This is a genomic window from Paenibacillus harenae (assembly GCF_030812415.1).
Classification (GTDB): domain Bacteria; phylum Bacillota; class Bacilli; order Paenibacillales; family Paenibacillaceae; genus Pristimantibacillus; species Pristimantibacillus harenae_A.
Genome location: NZ_JAUSST010000002.1, coordinates 569,958 through 586,395, shown reverse-complemented (window position 1 = coordinate 586,395; position 16,438 = coordinate 569,958). Strand labels below are relative to the sequence as shown.

The 16,438-nt window shown below is 52.0% G+C and carries 17 protein-coding genes and 1 pseudogene; 2 read left to right on the top strand and 16 right to left on the bottom strand.

The annotated features are described in order from the left end of the window. Positions 1-20: 20 nt before the first annotated feature. Positions 21-1,316: an ABC transporter substrate-binding protein gene (locus J2T14_RS07525; RefSeq protein ID WP_307469435.1), complete on the bottom strand. Its 1,296-nt coding sequence runs from the start codon at positions 1,314-1,316 to the stop codon at positions 21-23. A 419-nt stretch (positions 1,317-1,735) separates the two neighbouring features. Beyond that, a complete protein-coding gene (locus tag J2T14_RS07520; RefSeq protein WP_307203775.1) occupies positions 1,736-3,067 on the bottom strand; it encodes a PhoH family protein in 1,332 nt (443 codons plus the stop codon). 146 nt (positions 3,068-3,213) lie between these two features. Here J2T14_RS07520 and J2T14_RS07515 point away from each other — a divergent pair, with 146 nt between their 5' ends. After that, complete coding sequence (locus J2T14_RS07515; protein ID WP_307469432.1) at positions 3,214-3,750, top strand: YhcN/YlaJ family sporulation lipoprotein; 537 nt, start codon at positions 3,214-3,216, stop codon at positions 3,748-3,750. Positions 3,751-3,827: 77 nt separating this feature from the next. Here the strand turns inward: J2T14_RS07515 and J2T14_RS07510 are convergent, their stop codons facing one another. The 7 genes from J2T14_RS07510 to J2T14_RS07480 all read right to left on the bottom strand — a co-directional run bounded on the left by J2T14_RS07510 (position 3,828) and on the right by J2T14_RS07480 (position 9,056). Further along, a complete protein-coding gene (locus J2T14_RS07510; protein WP_307203773.1) occupies positions 3,828-4,058 on the bottom strand; it encodes a hypothetical protein in 231 nt (76 codons plus the stop codon). Between the two features lie 81 nt (positions 4,059-4,139). Next, positions 4,140-5,189 carry an LCP family protein gene (locus J2T14_RS07505; protein WP_307469430.1) on the bottom strand — a complete coding sequence of 350 codons (1,050 nt, stop codon included), beginning with the start codon at positions 5,187-5,189 and terminating at the stop codon, positions 4,140-4,142. Between the two features lie 18 nt (positions 5,190-5,207). Then, on the bottom strand, positions 5,208-5,480 hold the full coding sequence (locus J2T14_RS07500; RefSeq protein WP_307203770.1) for a hypothetical protein: 273 nt from the start codon (positions 5,478-5,480) through the stop codon (positions 5,208-5,210). After that, on the bottom strand, positions 5,477-5,788 hold the full coding sequence (locus J2T14_RS07495) for a YlaH-like family protein (RefSeq protein WP_307203769.1): 312 nt from the start codon (positions 5,786-5,788) through the stop codon (positions 5,477-5,479). Before J2T14_RS07495 ends, J2T14_RS07500 begins: the two co-directional genes overlap by 4 nt. Positions 5,789-5,857: 69 nt before the next feature. Next, complete coding sequence (typA, locus tag J2T14_RS07490) at positions 5,858-7,699, bottom strand: translational GTPase TypA (RefSeq protein WP_307203768.1); 1,842 nt, start codon at positions 7,697-7,699, stop codon at positions 5,858-5,860. Between the two features lie 38 nt (positions 7,700-7,737). Beyond that, entirely contained in the window at positions 7,738-8,226 is a 489-nt protein-coding gene (locus J2T14_RS07485) for a hypothetical protein (RefSeq protein WP_307203767.1), read from the bottom strand. A gap of 170 nt (positions 8,227-8,396) precedes the next feature. Further along, complete coding sequence (locus J2T14_RS07480) at positions 8,397-9,056, bottom strand: TerC family protein (RefSeq protein WP_307203766.1); 660 nt, start codon at positions 9,054-9,056, stop codon at positions 8,397-8,399. A 134-nt stretch (positions 9,057-9,190) separates the two neighbouring features. Here J2T14_RS07480 and J2T14_RS07475 point away from each other — a divergent pair, with 134 nt between their 5' ends. Next, on the top strand, positions 9,191-9,892 hold the full coding sequence (locus tag J2T14_RS07475; RefSeq protein ID WP_307469428.1) for a TerC family protein: 702 nt from the start codon (positions 9,191-9,193) through the stop codon (positions 9,890-9,892). A gap of 65 nt (positions 9,893-9,957) precedes the next feature. Here J2T14_RS07475 and thiI read toward each other — a convergent pair whose 3' ends face one another. The 7 genes and pseudogenes from thiI to J2T14_RS07440 all read right to left on the bottom strand — a co-directional run bounded on the left by thiI (position 9,958) and on the right by J2T14_RS07440 (position 16,417). Next, complete coding sequence (gene thiI / locus J2T14_RS07470; protein WP_307469425.1) at positions 9,958-11,178, bottom strand: tRNA uracil 4-sulfurtransferase ThiI; 1,221 nt, start codon at positions 11,176-11,178, stop codon at positions 9,958-9,960. A gap of 2 nt (positions 11,179-11,180) precedes the next feature. Continuing rightward, on the bottom strand, positions 11,181-12,329 hold the full coding sequence (locus tag J2T14_RS07465) for a cysteine desulfurase family protein (protein ID WP_307469421.1): 1,149 nt from the start codon (positions 12,327-12,329) through the stop codon (positions 11,181-11,183). 153 nt (positions 12,330-12,482) lie between these two features. Further along, on the bottom strand, positions 12,483-13,190 hold the full coding sequence (locus J2T14_RS07460) for a lytic transglycosylase domain-containing protein (protein ID WP_307469419.1): 708 nt from the start codon (positions 13,188-13,190) through the stop codon (positions 12,483-12,485). Positions 13,191-13,346: 156 nt separating this feature from the next. After that, a pseudogene (locus J2T14_RS07455) lies at positions 13,347-13,451 on the bottom strand (nitroreductase family protein); the annotation flags it as partial. Positions 13,452-13,567: 116 nt separating this feature from the next. Further along, positions 13,568-14,254: a YwaF family protein gene (locus tag J2T14_RS07450; protein WP_307469417.1), complete on the bottom strand. Its 687-nt coding sequence runs from the start codon at positions 14,252-14,254 to the stop codon at positions 13,568-13,570. An 83-nt stretch (positions 14,255-14,337) separates the two neighbouring features. Continuing rightward, a complete protein-coding gene (locus J2T14_RS07445) occupies positions 14,338-15,021 on the bottom strand; it encodes a response regulator (RefSeq protein ID WP_307469415.1) in 684 nt (227 codons plus the stop codon). Beyond that, positions 15,008-16,417, bottom strand: a complete 1,410-nt coding sequence (locus tag J2T14_RS07440) for a sensor histidine kinase (protein ID WP_307469412.1) — start codon at positions 16,415-16,417, stop codon at positions 15,008-15,010. The genes J2T14_RS07445 and J2T14_RS07440 overlap by 14 nt, the downstream gene beginning before the upstream one ends. Positions 16,418-16,438: the final 21 nt, after the last annotated feature.

Genomic DNA, 16,438 nt, shown 5'->3' with positions numbered 1-16,438 from the left:
TTACTCGGGACAGCCGCTGTTTATTTGCTTTTGGCTATATAATCGCCGAATGCGAAAAATTGAGGAGCTCCGTCGATGTGGACCTCCCATTGCGACTGCCACTCCCTCCATCTAATTGGCCAGTTCGTATCGATCGATGCTGCGCTTTCGACATAAGTCATATCGTTCATAATCGTTACCCACCATGATGGCGGAACGATCGATTGATCGGACTGATAGGCATTGCCGAGACCATAAAGCGACGCTCTGGACGGCAATACGCCCGACTCGTCGTAAAACTGCTGCTGAGCCAACGAATCCGTCATTTCCTGAATCCATAACAACGCTTCGTCCTCCGCCTCCGAGCGTGCGGATACGGCGAAGCTTCGGCCATTCAGCCAAGGACTGACGATCGCTTCGCGATTGATCTCCAGACGGTTCTTTACGGACACCGTTAATTCCAAATATTCGGACCATGGCATAACGGCGGCAAGCAGCTCGTTTCGACTAATTGCATCGCTTAATAAATAGCCTCCTCCTTGCGCCCCTACCTTGCTTAGTTGCGGCTGCGCTAGTTGAAGCCAATTCAATTGCTCGATGACAGCCGCCCCCGGTTTGAGCAATGAATCGCCATTCGGGCTTCCCGGCGGATCGAACGTACGCAGCCAGACGAGCAGCTGCAGGAGATCGCCCTGCGCAAGATTGACGAGCTTTGCCTCCGGCTTACGCTCCATGAGCTTAAGCGCCGTTTCCTCGAAGCTCCGCCAATTGTCAGGCGGTGCAGACATGCCAGCTTCCGCGAGCAATTGGGAGTTCCAGAAGACCAGATATGGATTGTAGTCCTTCGGCATGCCCCAGACATAGCCGTTCCACTTAAGAGGTTCAATCAAGCCCGGCATTTGGTCGGATAGCGCGTCGCCAGTCAATAGGCTGTCTACCGGCTTAAGATACCCTTGCATCGCAAACGGTCTTATCCAGGCGCTGGGAAGCAGCATGATATCAGCTGCCGTACCTTGCCTGCTCTGCTCTAACCATAACGAATAAGCCTCGTTCCCATACGCTTGATTCATCAATTTCACTTGAATATGTGGGTATTTCATCATAAAGGCGCGATTCAACTGACCTAGCCGCGTGAATTGCTCAGCCGTTAAGGAAACGTTTACAATTAATTCAATAGAAGGATCAACCGACTGCTCTCCGTCCGGAGGCTGATCGACCGAACGGCCATCCGGTTTGCCCGTGCTCGTCTGACCGGTGCCGGGGGATAACGGAATGCCAAGCAACGCAATGATGAGGATCCCGCCGATCGCAAGGGGCATCCATCTTCTCAGGGACACAGCTTTCTTCCTCTCCAGCTATTTGACCTGCATACATAGGATAGCAATAAACCCATTTTTTGTCCAAAGCCCTTTTTTTTAAGCAAAGTTAATGCAGGAAATCCATGATAGCGCTCTAACTTTAGCCTTATCGAACGAAGTTGGAGCAAAAATCCAGCATAGCTATCTTACCTGCTCAAGTCTTTTCCGTAATGCGGAAAGAGAGTGTCCGATTGAATCGACACTCTCTTTCTGCAGGATAAAACATCCTTACAAGCCCAAATCTCCTGCTATGTTGGATTTTAGCAGGAACCTCGTTCGCGTGCGGCTTCATGGAACTATCCAAGTGAAAGTTCATAACAAATATCCAACATAGGCCTAGAGAGGCTTCCCGCTTGGAAAAAGCTACTGCAATCCTCCAATACAGACCTTTCGGCCGCTTACAACAAATCTGCGGCAAGCTGCGCAAGCTTGGAACGTTCGCCCTTCTCGAGCGTCATATGGCCGCTGCTGCCTTCGTTCTTGAAGCGCTCCACGATGTGCGTGAGGCCGTTGCTGATCGAATCGAGATAAGGATGGTCGATCTGCTCGGGATCGCCCATCAGCACAATTTTGCTGCCCTCGCCGACGCGCGAGACGATCGTCTTCACCTCATGCTTCGTTAGGTTTTGCGCTTCGTCGATAATAATGAACTGTCCAGGTATCGATCTGCCGCGAATATAGGTTAGCGCCTCGACCTGAATGCTTCCGAGACCCATCAATATTTTATCGATATCGCCGGACTTCTTCGTATCGAATAAATATTCGAGATTGTCGTAGATCGGCTGCATCCAAGGCCGAAGCTTCTCTTCCTTCTCGCCCGGCAAATACCCGATATCCTTGCCCATCGGTACGACGGGGCGCGCGATCAGCAATTTTTTGTATTTATGCTCATCCTCTACCTTAAGCAGTCCTGCCGCAAGCGCAAGCAGCGTCTTGCCCGTACCTGCCTTGCCCGTAAGCGTGACGAGCGGGATATCGTCGTTCAAGAGCAGCTCCAGCGCCATCCGCTGCTGCGCATTGCGCGCGGTAATGCCCCATACGGGATCGTTGCTAAGATACAGCGGCTCCAGCTTCACGCCGTCCTGGCTCACTTTGAGCAGCGCGGACTTGGATGTGCCCATCTCGTCCCGTAAAATGACGAATTCATTCGGGTTCAAACGAATATTCAGATGCATATTGTTAATCGTCAAAAAACGGTAGGTGTAAAACTCGTCAATGACCGCAGGATGAACATAAAGCGTCATGTAGCCTGTATAGAAGTCCGAAGAGACGACGACTCTGTCGGACAAATAATCTTGAGCCTGCAAGCCCAGCACATCCGCCTTAATACGGACGAGCACGTCTTTGCTGACGAGAACGATGCTCCGCTTCTCGGTTTCATTGTCTTGCTCATTATGATAATTAAGCGCTACAGCCAATATTCGGTTGTCGTTCGACATCTCCCCGAACATTTCCTGTACGCGAATAAAGCTGCGGTGATTCAGCTCCACCTTCAGCAAGCCCCCGCTTGGAAGCGTGATGCCTTCGTGCAAGTGACCGTTCTCCCGCATCTTATCGAGAACGCGGGATATCGACCGGGCGTTGCGGCCAAGCTCGTCGGCCAGCCTTTTCTTCGAATCAATTTCCTCTAGGACAACCGCGGGAATTATGACTTCATTATCGTCGAAAGCGAAGATCGCTTGCGGATCATGAAGCAGCACGTTAGTATCAAGCACGAATATTTTTTTCATGAGAACCCTCCCGGCGTAGGAAATTCATTGGAAGCTTAGCGAGCCTTGCTAATGGTTAAGGGTCGTACATAGTGCAGGCTGCGATCGGCCACACTAAGGCATACAGGCGTCATTACACTAAGCACGTATAAAACGAGGTGGAATTCATGTACAAATGGCTCGCTTCCGCGTTCATTATTGCGATTGTGGCGACAGGCTGCAGTACCGTCGCACGTAATGAAACATCACCCTCTCCGCAAAATAATGGCCGCGTGGAGGCCCAACAATCCGATCCGCGCAATAAAGAAATAAGAAGCTCCGAGCAGGTTGCGAAGCATCTGGAGCAGCTTGCGGAAGGCGTCGACGGTGTGGAAAACGCCCGTTGCGTCGTATTCGGCAATACGGCTATCGTCGGCATCGACGTTGATGCCAATCTGGAACGTTCTCGGGTAGGCACTTTGAAGTATTCGGTTGCCGAAGCCTTCAGCAAGGACCCTTACGGCATCGATGCGCTCGTTACGGCAGACATGGACCTCACCCAGCGCATTAACGAGATCGGCGACGACATTCGAAGAGGCAGGCCGATTGCCGGTTTTGCGGAGGAGATGTCCGATATTATCGGACGTATCGTTCCGCAGATGCCAAGGGATCTCATGCCGAATGATCCGGGTGACGGCAGGCAAGAGCCGAGACCTAACAAATAGCCGCGCACGCAATCCAATGACGTGTTAAGATTTTGCAAACAAGGTCCAAAAGACGCAAAAAGCCTAGTGAATGCTCACTAGGCTTTCTCTATGGCAGCGGATACTTGTACATCCAGTCGAACCGCCGCGAATCTTTCGTCTGCTATAAGATGGATACCTTCGCCTGCGGACAAGCGCAAGCCGCAACGCACAACATCCTGCGCCTTCTCTCCCGCTGAATTCCGGTAGCATTCATCGTTCATGAAGTAGGAATGGCTGCTTCTAACCTCGTTCACTCGTCCGGATCGTGCTGGAATGGGTATCACCATCGCATAGCCTCCCTTGGATAGGAACAACAAAAATGGTTTGCGTAGCATTATTATACTCAGTTTATTAAGCCGAGTCTACGGTTATTCAGCCATTTTTGCCTGCAACGCGGAACGCGCTTCCGCAAGCTTCTGGTCATCCAAATAAACGTAAGGACTTTTCCAGTCGCCTTCAAGCGGAATGAACGTAATATCGCTGCGGCCCATGCCGAAATAACTTGCGATCATTGCCTTAATCTCCGAAGACGGCATATCCATCGTCATATTGTCGCCGACTGCATCGATGACTTTATCGATCTTCGCGATCCCGCCTAACGATTTCATCTTATCGGCAAGTGCCCCTAACACATCCGATTGTCGTTTATTGCGGTCGAAATCGCTGGACATATTCGTCCCGTCATTAGATTGACGATATCTTACAAAATCAAGAGCATCATCGCCGTCGAGCACCTGAAGGCCCTTCTGCAGATCGATGTCGGTGCCGTCCGCCTTGCTCTTATATTTCATTCGCATATCGACATCCACCTCAACGCCGCCAAGCACGTCAACGACATCGACGAAGCCTTGGAAGTTGATGACTGCCGAATATTTGACATCAATGCCGAAGAAGTCGCTCATCATCTCGCGCATATGGCGTTTCGCTTCCGCATGCGCCGCTTCCTTCTTCATGCCGTCTTTGATTGCCGTATTATAAAATGCCGCATAATAACCGTTAGCCTTGCGTGTTTTGTAGCCGTCCACGTCAATTCTCGAATCGCGAGGGATTGATACTACCGTCGCTGTCTTGGAGGTCGGATTGAACGACGCAACCATCATGACGTCCGTATTCAAGCCGCCCCCGTGTGTGCGCGAATCCAGCCCCATAATAACAAGGCCGACAGCCTTCTCTTTGACGGACTCACCCTCAGGTATGACTACCGTATTGTTGTCAGCTCCAATTTGCTTGATCGCGTCGTCGGTCTTGAACACTAAATAAACAAGAGCCGCCGCAACGATAAGCAGCAGCCCGAATAGCAGAACGAAAAACGTTTTTAAAATCGAACGTTTTTTCTTTTGTTTCTTCTGCTTATTAGGTTTAGACGGCGTTTGACGCGAGCTCGTTCTTGGAGGCAATGAAGTCGATCCTTGACTCATAGTATTCACCTTCAAGCATTAGTTGTATTTGGGATTCGATTCGATATCCGCAAGCAACTGCTCGGCCGATTCCCTTGGAAATAGCTGCAGCTTCGAGCGGCCGTCCTTCTCGTACTTCAGATGAATCATCGTATCGTCCGTCTTCGCGATTTCGAAGTGGCTGACCTGATGATCCTCTATCAATATTTGCGCAAAAAAAGAAAGCGTATCGGCGGCTGCCCCATCGTCAGGTCTTGCAGCCGACACGATCTGAATTTGCAACCAATTGAATAGAGCGTCCTCAAGCCTCATTTGCCAGGCTCCGCCTTCTGTGAAGGAGCATCGTCCGGTCTATTGCCCTTCCACTTATCGTAGAGCTGGCGGCCGCGAAGCATAAGCATCATAAGGACCGCAATGCCCATGCATTGAATAATCGGCAGCTTATCCACCTGCAAGATCATCAAGACGAAGGAACCGAATGCAATGAGCGCATAAACGAGAATTTCCTTAAACAACGGCAGCCTCTGCTGAGCCCGGAACACCTTGTTGAAAATATAAATCGTAAATCCGAGTATGAGCAAATAGGAAACGAGTTTATGGTCGCTTAGCCATTCCTGCATAATTCGAACTTCCTCCTTAAGTACAAGCTAAGGTTTTGCATATGCAAAACCTTAGCTCCACCACCATTATTAAACGCCTGCTTGAGCCGTCTTACGGTGTTTCTCCGCACGCTCCCGCTCGCTCTTATTCAAGATTTTCTTGCGAAGACGAATCGACTTCGGCGTAATTTCGCAATACTCGTCATCGTTCAAGTACTCAAGCGCTTGCTCCAGCGAGAACAGACGCGGAGTCTTCAGCGTTACCGTATCGTCCTTGCCCGCAGAGCGAATGTTGTTAAGCTGTTTCACTTTGCAGATGTTGACGATAATATCGTTCTCGCGCGTATGCTCGCCTACGATCATGCCTTCGTAAATTTCCGTACCCGGCTCCAGGAACTGAATGCCGCGATCCTCTACGCCCATCATGCCGTAGAATGTCGACGTTCCGTTCTCGCTTGCCACGAGCACGCCTTGGTGACGGCCGCCGACATTCGTCCCCGCGAGCGGACCGTAGCTGTCGAATGCGCTGTTCATGATGCCGTAGCCGCGTGTCATCGTCAAAAATTGCGTTCGGTAGCCGATCAAGCCGCGTGCAGGAATAATGAACTCCAGACGAACTTGGCCGCTGCCGTTGTTAATCATATTGACCATCTCGGCTTTGCGAGTACCCAAGCTCTCCATGACCGCGCCCATGCTTTCCTCGGGCACGTCAATCAGCAGGCGCTCGTAAGGCTCTTTCTTCTGGCCGTCGATTTCCTTGATAATTACTTCCGGCTTCGATACTTGAAGCTCGTAGCCTTCGCGGCGCATATTCTCGATCAGGATGCCGAGGTGAAGCTCGCCGCGGCCGGATACGATGAATGCGTCGGGGCTATCCGTTTCCTCAACGCGAAGCGCTACGTCCGTCTCAAGTTCCTTGAACAAACGTTCGCGGAGCTTACGGGACGTTACCCATTTGCCTTCGCGGCCCGCGAACGGACTGTTGTTGACGAGGAAAGTCATTTGGAGCGTCGGCTCGTCGATCTTCAGTACCGGCAGCGCTTCAGGGTTGGTCGGATCGGCGATCGTCTCGCCGATATTGATCTCGCGAATGCCTGCGATTGCGACGATATCGCCAGCACCGGCTTCTGCTATCTCAACTCGCTTCAATCCTTGGAAGCCGAACAGCTTCTCGATTCTTGCTTGCTTCGTCCCACCCTCGCGCGTCATAACGGCAACGGGTTGTCCTTGGCGAATAATACCGCGGTTGACGCGGCCGATTGCGATACGGCCCAAATATTCGTTGTAGTCAAGCAGCGTAACGAGATATTGAAGCGGCTGTTCCACGTCTTCCGTTGGCGATGGGATATGGCTGACGATCGTTTCGTACATCGCTTCCATGTTCTCATCTTGCTTCTCCGGATCAAGACTGGAAGTTCCCATCAATGCGGATGCATAGACAACCGGGAATTCAAGTTGATCGTCGTTCGCGCCAAGCTCGATGAACAGGTCAAGAACTTCGTCGACAACCTCGGAAGGTCTTGCGTTCGGACGGTCGATTTTGTTCACGACAACGATTGGCGTCAGCTTCGATTCAAGCGCTTTGCGCAGCACGAACTTCGTTTGCGGCATGCAGCCCTCGAACGCGTCGACAACGAGCAGTACGCCGTCAACCATTTTCATAATCCGTTCTACCTCGCCGCCGAAGTCGGCATGTCCAGGCGTGTCCACGATGTTGATCAAATAGTCTTTGTAATTGATTGCCGTGTTCTTAGCCAAAATCGTAATACCGCGTTCGCGTTCCAGATCGTTGGAATCCATTGCCCTCTCTTGTACCGCTTCGTGCTCGCGGAAAGTACCCGATTGTTGAAGCAGTTTGTCGACCAATGTTGTTTTGCCATGGTCAACGTGGGCAATAATGGCGATATTCCGTAAGTTCTCTCTTGCTTGCATAACTAGTAATCCACTCCATTTTGTTTTTATTTAAAACCTTACCAACGCCTGCGACTTCCTCTGCCGAGCGTCATCCATGCTCCTGCCCCGATCAAAACGACGGCAATCGCATAAATTCCCCAGCTCCACATCAATACAAGAACAATGAATACGGCCGAAGCGGCTGCAAGCGCAAGCGCCGCCCTAAACAATACTCGTTGCCTGGATGAACCGAACAAATAATATTCGTAAAGGCCTGCTGCTACGCCAAATATAAACAGCGGCCACAAATATTTCAAGCTATCCCATCCAAATAAATTGCAAACGACGAACAACAGGGCATAGACGACGAGCATCCCGCCAGGGACAAGAGCTACTGCTGGCAGAAGCCTGCCGAAATAAAGCACATGCAGCAGAACTCCCGGAATTAAGACGAGCAGCGGCCAAAATATAGCCCCCAAAAGGCTGAATACTCCTAATTTGCCCAACAAAATAACGACCCCGGCTAACAGCAAAATAATTCCAGCGGAATATTTGTTATTAGGCATTCCCGTTCCGCTCCTTACGAGTCAATCGCAGATGTTGACGAAAGACGACAGTTTTTATCTATACTAGTTTAATGGAACCGCGACGAAAATACCAGTGTGAACAATACGTGTTCACAAAAAAAACCGTTCAAGCCATCTCCGGCGCGAACGGTAATTGCTGTAAAGGCTGTTTACCACTGCTTTCTTCTCACGGTTGCCAGCGCGATAACGAGCGGAACGCATAGCAGCGGAATCGCTTCCGCGAGCACCTTCGAGCCATGGAACAGCAGGCTGTTGAGGCCCGGATCATGCATGAGCATGTCGCCTGCGGCATATCCGAGCAGCGCGGCTCCGATATAGGAAAGCGCGGGAAGCTTCTGCAGCAGCGCTCCCAACATTTGGCTGCCCCATATAATCATCGGTATGCTGATTGCGATGCCCAACAAGATAAGTATGAGATCGCCATCCGCTACCGCCGCGATCGCGAGCACGTTATCGAGACTCATAATGAAGTCGGCGGCTACGATCGTCCAGATCGCTTGTCCGAGCGTGCCCGCCTTCTTGACGGCTTGTCCCTCATGCCCGTTTCCCGCATCCGCCAGAAGCTTCACCGCGATATATAGAAGCAATAACGCTCCCGCAGCTTGCAAAAACGGAATTTGCAGCAGCTTGATGGCAACGAGCGTAATCAGAATACGCAGCCCGACCGCTGCCAGCGTCCCCCACCATATGGCCCGCTTTCGCTGATGAGGCGGCAGCTGTCCGCTCGCCATCGCGATGACGATCGCATTATCCCCGCTTAGCAGCACATTGATCAAGACGATTTGCAAGAAAATAAATACGCTGTCCAATGCTCATACCCCCTCTTATCAGAGGTATGAACAAGCTGTGGCGAATATGTCCATAATTCGTGAATATACTTTCCACAAAGCCGGATTCGCGCGGCAGCCGCCGCAGCAAGGTAAGGATGGAGGTTAGCGGTCTCATGGATCTGTTCTCGGTCGATTTTTGGTCGGCGCTCGCCGCTATTATTTTCATTGACTTGATCCTCGCGGGCGATAATGCGATCGTCATTGGGCTGGCGGCAAGAAACCTGCCTAAAGAACAGCAGCGTAGAGCAGTCATCTGGGGGACGGTTGGCGCGGTCGCCATTCGCGTCGTTGCAACATTGCTTGTCGTGCAATTGCTTGCTGTTCCGTGGCTGAATTTAATCGGCGGGCTTCTGCTCATCTGGATTGCTTACAAGCTGCTCGTGCAAGAGGATACTCATGAGAATATTCAAGCGGGCAATACACTGTGGCAATCGATTCGCACCATCATTATTGCCGATGCGGCAATGGGCATCGACAATGTCATCGCCGTCGCCGGCGCGGCTCACGGAGACACGCTGCTCGTCATTCTGGGACTGCTTATTAGCGTTCCTGTTGTCGTATGGGGCAGCACGCTGTTCATCAAGCTCATTAACCGCTTCGAGTGGATTGTGTATGCGGGTTCGGGCGTGCTCGCCTATACTGCCGCCAAAATGATTACGCACGAGAAGTCGTTCGCCGATTATTTCGAGCGTTATCCGCTTGCCAATTGGACGTTCATCATCGTAATCATCATAATCGTCATTGCGGCAGGCTGGCTTACCAATCGAGTTCAATCCAACAAGGCCTTAAGAAAACAAAAGGAAAAGCAAGATTAAACGGACGAAGGGCTGCCCTGCAGGTCATTACGAACATGACGCAGGGCAGCCTTCCGCATTCAAAACTAAAACCAGTCGTCCTCGCCTTCGCTATGGACGGTCTGAATGCCGCTCGGAGTTAGCACCAGCACCTCAGTCCCTTCAACGGCAGCATCGATCATCGCATCCAACTCCGGGATAAGCGCCTCTACTTTCTCAACGACGCGCAAATTCGGATTCGTGCTCGGCGACTTCGGCAGGAACAACGTACAACAATCCTCATAAGGCAAGATCGATGTCTCGAAGGTACCGATCTTCTCCGCCTCTCGTATTATCTCTTGCTTGTCCATCATTACAAGCGGCTTTAGCAGCGGCAGTTCCGTTGCCCGTCCGATCACGTTCATGCTTGCAAGCGTTTGGCTGGCAACTTGACCGAGGCTTTCGCCCGTTACGATACCGTTTGCTCCATTCCGCTCGGCAAGCTTGTCCGTAATTCGAAGCATAGCCCGGCGCATAAGCGTAATGATAATATTATCGCTCTTCTGCTGAGCAAGCCTAGTCTGAATGTCGGTGAACGGCACGAGATGAAGCTTCATTGGCGCGCCGCTGAAATACGACAGACGAGTTGCCAGATCGACGACCTTATCCTTCGCCTTCTCGCTCGTGAACGGATAGCTATGGAAGTGAACCGCTTCGACCTCCAGCCCTTTGCGAAGCGCCATCCAGCCCGCTACCGGACTGTCGATGCCGCCGGACAGCAGCAGCATAACCTTTCCGTTCGTTGCGAACGGGAATCCGCCGCCCGCTTGAATGATTTCCCAGAAGACATACGTGCCTTCCTCTTGAATATCGACCTTGAGCTCAATCTCCGGTTTGCGGACATCGACTTTCAGGTTTTCCATGGCACGCAGCACATGGCCTCCCACAAGATGATTCATCTCTTGCGAGCTATGGGGAAACCCTTTCCACGCGCGCTTCACGCTTACTTTGAATGTGGCTGGCGGCTTCTCGATCGATTGCATCAGCGACAATGCCGCGGCCCGAATTTCCTCCAGCTCAGATTGAACGCTAACAACGGGACTAATCGTCGTTATGCCGAACAGATCCTTTAAGCGATCCGCTACCGGCTCATAAGGCTGCCCGTTCAATCGAACGTACAAGCGTCCGAACGACTTGAAATAGGAAACACTCCCGAACGGAACGAGTGCCTGCTTCACCTGCTGAAGCATCCGTTTCTCGAACTGATTGCGGTTGCGTCCTTTCATCGTCAGATCGCCGTATCGTACAATAATTTGATCGTATAACAAACTTAAGTCAATCTCCTCTCAAGCGGCTTAAGCTCCGCGACAACTTGCCGCAGCGCCGTGCCGACTCTATCGATATCATGGGAACGGTGTTCATCGCCGAAGCTGATCCGTATGCCGCCGGAAGCATGCTCCGCGCTTGCTCCAAGCGCGAGGAGCACCCGGCTTGGCATGTTGTCCTTCGACGAACAAGCCGACTTCGTTGATGCCATTATACCATGCTGCTCAAGCTTATGGACGACGACCTCGGGCTTCATACCGGGATAGGAAAAATGGACGATATTCGGCGCAAGCGGCTCTCCGCCGTTCAGCTTAAGCTCGGGTATCGCGTTCACGATGGACGCAAGCCGCGATCTTAGTGCGGACATCTCTGTATATCTGGCTTCTTCCGTCTCGCGTGACATGCGAAGCGCCTTCGCCGCAGCGACGATCGCCGGCACGTTCTGCGTCCCGGCGCGGAAGCCCGCCTCCTGCGAACCGCCTGTCAGAAGCGGGTACAGCTTAATCCCGTTCCTGACATAGAGCAAGCCGACGCCGCGCGGGCCGCGAAGCTTATGCGCCGAACCGCTAACGAGATCGATGCCCCATTTCTCGATGTCGATCGACATCTTGCCGATGCTTTGCACGGCATCGACATGGAAGAACACCTTCGGGTATCGCTTTAACAAATGTCCGATTAGCTCGATCGGCTGTACCGTGCCGATCTCATTATTGACATGCATGACGCTAACGAGAATGGTTTCTTCCGTCAATGCGTCCGCTACTTGTTCCACGCTCACATGACCGCTTGCGCTGACAGGCAAATACGTGACGTTAAATCCGTCTTGCTCAAGCTGCGCAAACGTTTCATATACCGAGGCATGCTCGATTTCGGTCGTTATGAGATGCTTGCCCCGGCCGCTATATTGCTTGGCAATCCCTTTGATCGCTATATTGTTCGATTCCGTCCCGCCGGACGTAAATATCCACTCTCCTCCGCGTGTGCCGAACTGCTTCGACACGACCGAGCGAGCCCGCTCGATAAGCTTGTCTGCCGCCGTGCCTCTTTGGTGCAGCGACGACGGATTCGCGTAATGGGACTTCATTACTTCCATCATCGTCTGAACGACCTCTTCATAGGGCGGCGTAGACGCGCAATGATCAAAATACAGCATCGATGTTCCCTCCATCTCCTCTTCAATAAAAACAAAAAGATCAGCGACAGCCAATCGCTATCCGCGAATGGCAAATGTCGTGATCTCATGCGTGAACGGAAGCCACCGCCTTGCGGGGGATTAAGCTCATGTTCCGCGGTGAATGCGAAGAAATTATTGCTTGGCTTGAAGCACTTTCGTCACGTAACGCTGCGTCTCTTCCGGCAAGCTCCCGATAGCTGCTTGGAGCTCTCCGTTCGTTCCGATACCTAAGCGGTCGATTCTGCCCGGTCCGGCATTATATGCGGCAAGGGCGACTTGCTCGTTGCCGTTATATTTGCGCATAAGCAGCGACAAATATTTCGTTCCTCCGTTAATATTCTGCTCCGGATCGAAGGAATTGCTGACGCCAAGCCCTCTGGCCGTTCCGTCCATCAGCTGCATGAGTCCCTTTGCTCCTGCGGAAGACACTGCATCGCTCTGAAAGCCGGACTCCGTCTTAATAACCGCTTCGATCAAGGAAGGATCGACGCCATACTTAGCCGAAGCCTGCTGAATGAGCTCATCGTAGTGACCGGAGCCTGCCCACTTCGCATCCGGCAAGTTGTCGGAGAGGCCAAGTTCGGACAAGCTGTTTAAGCCGCTCAGGCTGCCAAGCGACGTTAATTGCGATAGCATGTCAGTTGGCAGGGCAGAAGCAACATTTGCTCCGGTGCCGGTGTCGACTGCCCCATTCATATATTGCGATAATAACGTATCGAATAAGGAAGGCGAGCCGTCCGTCTCCGTCTTCGTCAGCGGATTCGAATTCGCTTGAAAGTCAACGCTCGGCGTAAGCTGGAGCTGTAGTAAAGTTTTCATCGTTCGCGGGTCAATGCTCATGGTTACCTCCCTAGCTATGTATCTTCATTATGGAAAAAGAAAAACCATTATTATGTTTACTATATCGGTTTTTATTGTACCGCTTTTTAGAGCCGACCGCCAGCGCGTCAGAAAAAAACGCCGTTCTCGGCAATCGGCGCTTCGAACGGGAATTGTTTACTTGAATATTTTAACTCTTTCTTCAATCGGTTTTAATGGCTTCTCGCCTGCAGGAGCAGTCGGTTTGCCGAAGGGCAGTTGGGCAATCAGCTGCCAGGATTCCGCGATTGACCATTGCCTCTCGGTCGTATTGTCCGGTCGACAATTTATTTTTTCCTGCCGCATCGCTGACAGTCTAGAAATAATAAGCATTCGCAGCAGCTGCGCCCGACCGGGCATCATCCCTTTATTCTGCGAACCAGAGCAACCACCCATAAGAGCAACAAACATAACGCGATAACAACGACTTCAAGCTGCAAAATATACCATGGCCAGGGAGCAAGCATGTCGAGCAGCGATGCCGTGCCCGGCTTGCGTGCCAGAAACATAAAATTCGTATAGCCCGTCATGTAATTGACCGCGGCTGCGGGAACGGCAAGAATGTGCAGCCAGATCCATGCGTTACATACGGACTTATACGTCGGCCGATATCTCTCTACGGCGATAACGAACAAGCCTGCGGCGATTATGCCAATATGCGCAATAAAGAAGTGGAAGTAACGAAAGTGAGGAAAGTCTTGACCGAGATTAGGCGTGATGAGCGCCTGCAAAGCTCCCAAGATACCGAGGAAAAAGACGATGTCGTACAATCGCTTGCTGCCGGTCATAAGCAATGCTGCGGCAAGCAGCAGCGTAAGACTGCACAACTGCAGCGGCAGCGATCCGTATGACCACTCGCCCTCGATCAAATAGGAGGCTTGAAGAGCGACCTCGCAGCCTATTAGCACCGATGCCGTCACCCACCGAAAAGTCCGGTTGACGGAAGGTACTCGCAGCTTGCGGCGCTGCAGGACGATCCATGCGAAAACGACGGCCGCGGCCAATAAAGCTGCATAATGCGCGGCAGAAAACATTTCGAACGACATACCGACATTGCCTCCTTTGTGTGGAGTTTATTCTAGCCCCCTTCTTATTTTGCGATAATTTGGCAAAAAAAATAGTACCAAGTTTATTTGGTACTATCATCGTCCTTATTCAGCAGTCCCAAGTCCTTTACCTTCTTGGCCGCTTCCTTCGAGCCGGGCAAGCGCAGCTTTTTCAAAATATGATTGACGTGATTTTTGACCGTCCGCAGCGAAACGACAAGCTTATCGGCGATCTGCGACTGCGAATAGCCTTGGTCGATCAGATTCAGGAGCTGAAGCTCGGAGGGCGTAATAAGATCCTCCATCTTCTTCACCTCGAACTCGCGCTCCACCAGCTTCAGCCTCCGGAATTCCTCCCTCATCTGCTCGGCGGCCGCGGCGCTGATCGTGGATTGCTTTGCATACGCCGCCCTTACGGCTGCCGGCAGCGACTCGAAATCGGATTTGATCTGATAATCGATCGCTCCGGCCTGGAACGAACGGAAGATAAGCTCCTTTTCTTCCATCGAAGTAAGCATAATGACGCGAGCACCGGTTCGTCTACTCGCTTCGTCGGCAAGCTCGATTCCTTCCGGCTTGCCGTCCATCATAATGTCCATCAATATAACATCGGCGGCTTGCGTTGCCGTCTGAATGGTCAGCTGCGCTTGCCGCGCATCGGATTCGGTCCAGATGACTTCGATATCCTGCTCCTTGTTCAGAAAGGCTGTCAAGCCGCGCAGCCAATCCGGATCATCTTCTATGATCCATACTTTAATCGACGACATGCACTTCTCCCCCTTTCTTCGCGGGCGTCTCTATCCTCGCCGCCTGAATGCCCTTCTTCGGAAAAGTCATGAGCACCGATGTGCCATGTCCCGGTCTGCTCATCACATGAAGCGCTCCCTTATGCTTGCGCATCACTTGGAACGCATAAGGCAAGCCAAGACCGAAGTTCGCGCCGCTTCCGGCCTTAGTCGTATAGAACGGCTCGAAAGCTTTGGCAATCTGGTTTTTGTCCATGCCAGGACCCGAATCCCGCACTTCGATCACGAGTTCTCGCTTCTGCTCGGTTAAGGTTATGCGCAAATCGCCCTCGCCCTTCATCGCTTCAAGCGCATTCACAACAAGATTGCCAAGCGCCTCGCCGATCTGCGCGGAATCGATCATGCCGCTCCATCCTTCCTCCAATGCAAGATAGAAGGTAACGCGCTTATGAAGCGCTTCGATTGGTTTCACCGTTCTTAATACGACATCGGCCAGCGGCTCCCGCTGCGGCCTTAACATCAAGTCTTCCGTGCGCTGGTGAACTCTGCCAACCATATCTTGCATATGCTTCGAAGCCGACAGCACCGTCTCGATATCGGCAAGCAGTTCCGCTTGGTTCGTTTCGATTGCATACGTCTTCATTTTCTCCGAAAACAACCTCATCTTCGCCGCATCGTTTTTAATCGCATGGTTCAAGATCGCCGTGCCCGAAGTGACTGCGCGGTACGTCGTATCGAATCTTCGCCGGTCAATCAACACCCGCACGCCCATAAAGCCATAGGTGAACAAACCGACGACGAATACCGTCGCGCCCAGTCCAACGAACCACGTATTGTACACCCACATCCGAAGCATGCCAGTGCTTGGAAGAACGTAATTCATAACCATGCTGAACAAGACAGGAGGCAATACGGCCGAACAGACGATCCAGTGCCTTCTGGACAAAGCCGCATACGGTTGACGCTTCATCAAGATTAATGCCGTTCCGAACAGGATGAACGGTACGGCCCACCATACGACGATCGTAAAAGTAATCGGATACAATTCATTATAAGGCGGCGTGAGGAGCAAACAAAGGAGAGCGGGGATAACAAGCAGCCATTGAACGAGCCTGTACATTGCCGCCGGCATGCGTATGCGATGGTAAGCCAGCGCGAATAATAGGAAGAAATACGGCAGCCCGTAGTAAGACAATAGCGATGATGCGGCCTGCACATAATAAAGCAGCTGCCGATTGCTTGCGCTCATGCCCGCTTCCGCGGCAGCCGGAATCCAGCTTAAATCCAGTACGGCAGCAAGCGCGCCTGCGCCGCCGCAGAAAGCGACGGCGCCTAATCGACGATTAATGTCCGAGCGGCGGTCGGATAACCATAAGATGGCCGCGATGGCCCATAATGCGATTAGAACGAACAGCATGCGTTTGCTCCTTTGCAGTGT

Excerpts from the sequence above, each read along its gene's own strand:
- J2T14_RS07520 (WP_307203775.1), bottom strand. The coding sequence starts at position 3,067 with ATGAAAAAAATATTCGTGCTTGATACTAACGTGCTGCTTCATGATCCG.
- J2T14_RS07515 (WP_307469432.1), top strand. The coding sequence starts at position 3,214 with ATGTACAAATGGCTCGCTTCCGCGTTCATTATTGCGATTGTGGCGACA.
- J2T14_RS07510 (WP_307203773.1), bottom strand. The coding sequence starts at position 4,058 with ATGGTGATACCCATTCCAGCACGATCCGGACGAGTGAACGAGGTTAGA.
- J2T14_RS07505 (WP_307469430.1), bottom strand. The coding sequence starts at position 5,189 with ATGAGTCAAGGATCGACTTCATTGCCTCCAAGAACGAGCTCGCGTCAA.
- J2T14_RS07500 (WP_307203770.1), bottom strand. The coding sequence starts at position 5,480 with ATGAGGCTTGAGGACGCTCTATTCAATTGGTTGCAAATTCAGATCGTG.
- J2T14_RS07495 (WP_307203769.1), bottom strand. The coding sequence starts at position 5,788 with ATGCAGGAATGGCTAAGCGACCATAAACTCGTTTCCTATTTGCTCATA.
- typA (WP_307203768.1), bottom strand. The coding sequence starts at position 7,699 with ATGCAAGCAAGAGAGAACTTACGGAATATCGCCATTATTGCCCACGTT.
- J2T14_RS07485 (WP_307203767.1), bottom strand. The coding sequence starts at position 8,226 with ATGCCTAATAACAAATATTCCGCTGGAATTATTTTGCTGTTAGCCGGG.
- J2T14_RS07475 (WP_307469428.1), top strand. The coding sequence starts at position 9,191 with ATGGATCTGTTCTCGGTCGATTTTTGGTCGGCGCTCGCCGCTATTATT.
- J2T14_RS07465 (WP_307469421.1), bottom strand. The coding sequence starts at position 12,329 with ATGCTGTATTTTGATCATTGCGCGTCTACGCCGCCCTATGAAGAGGTC.
- J2T14_RS07460 (WP_307469419.1), bottom strand. The coding sequence starts at position 13,190 with ATGAGCATTGACCCGCGAACGATGAAAACTTTACTACAGCTCCAGCTT.
- J2T14_RS07450 (WP_307469417.1), bottom strand. The coding sequence starts at position 14,254 with ATGTCGTTCGAAATGTTTTCTGCCGCGCATTATGCAGCTTTATTGGCC.
- J2T14_RS07445 (WP_307469415.1), bottom strand. The coding sequence starts at position 15,021 with ATGTCGTCGATTAAAGTATGGATCATAGAAGATGATCCGGATTGGCTG.
- J2T14_RS07440 (WP_307469412.1), bottom strand. The coding sequence starts at position 16,417 with ATGCTGTTCGTTCTAATCGCATTATGGGCCATCGCGGCCATCTTATGG.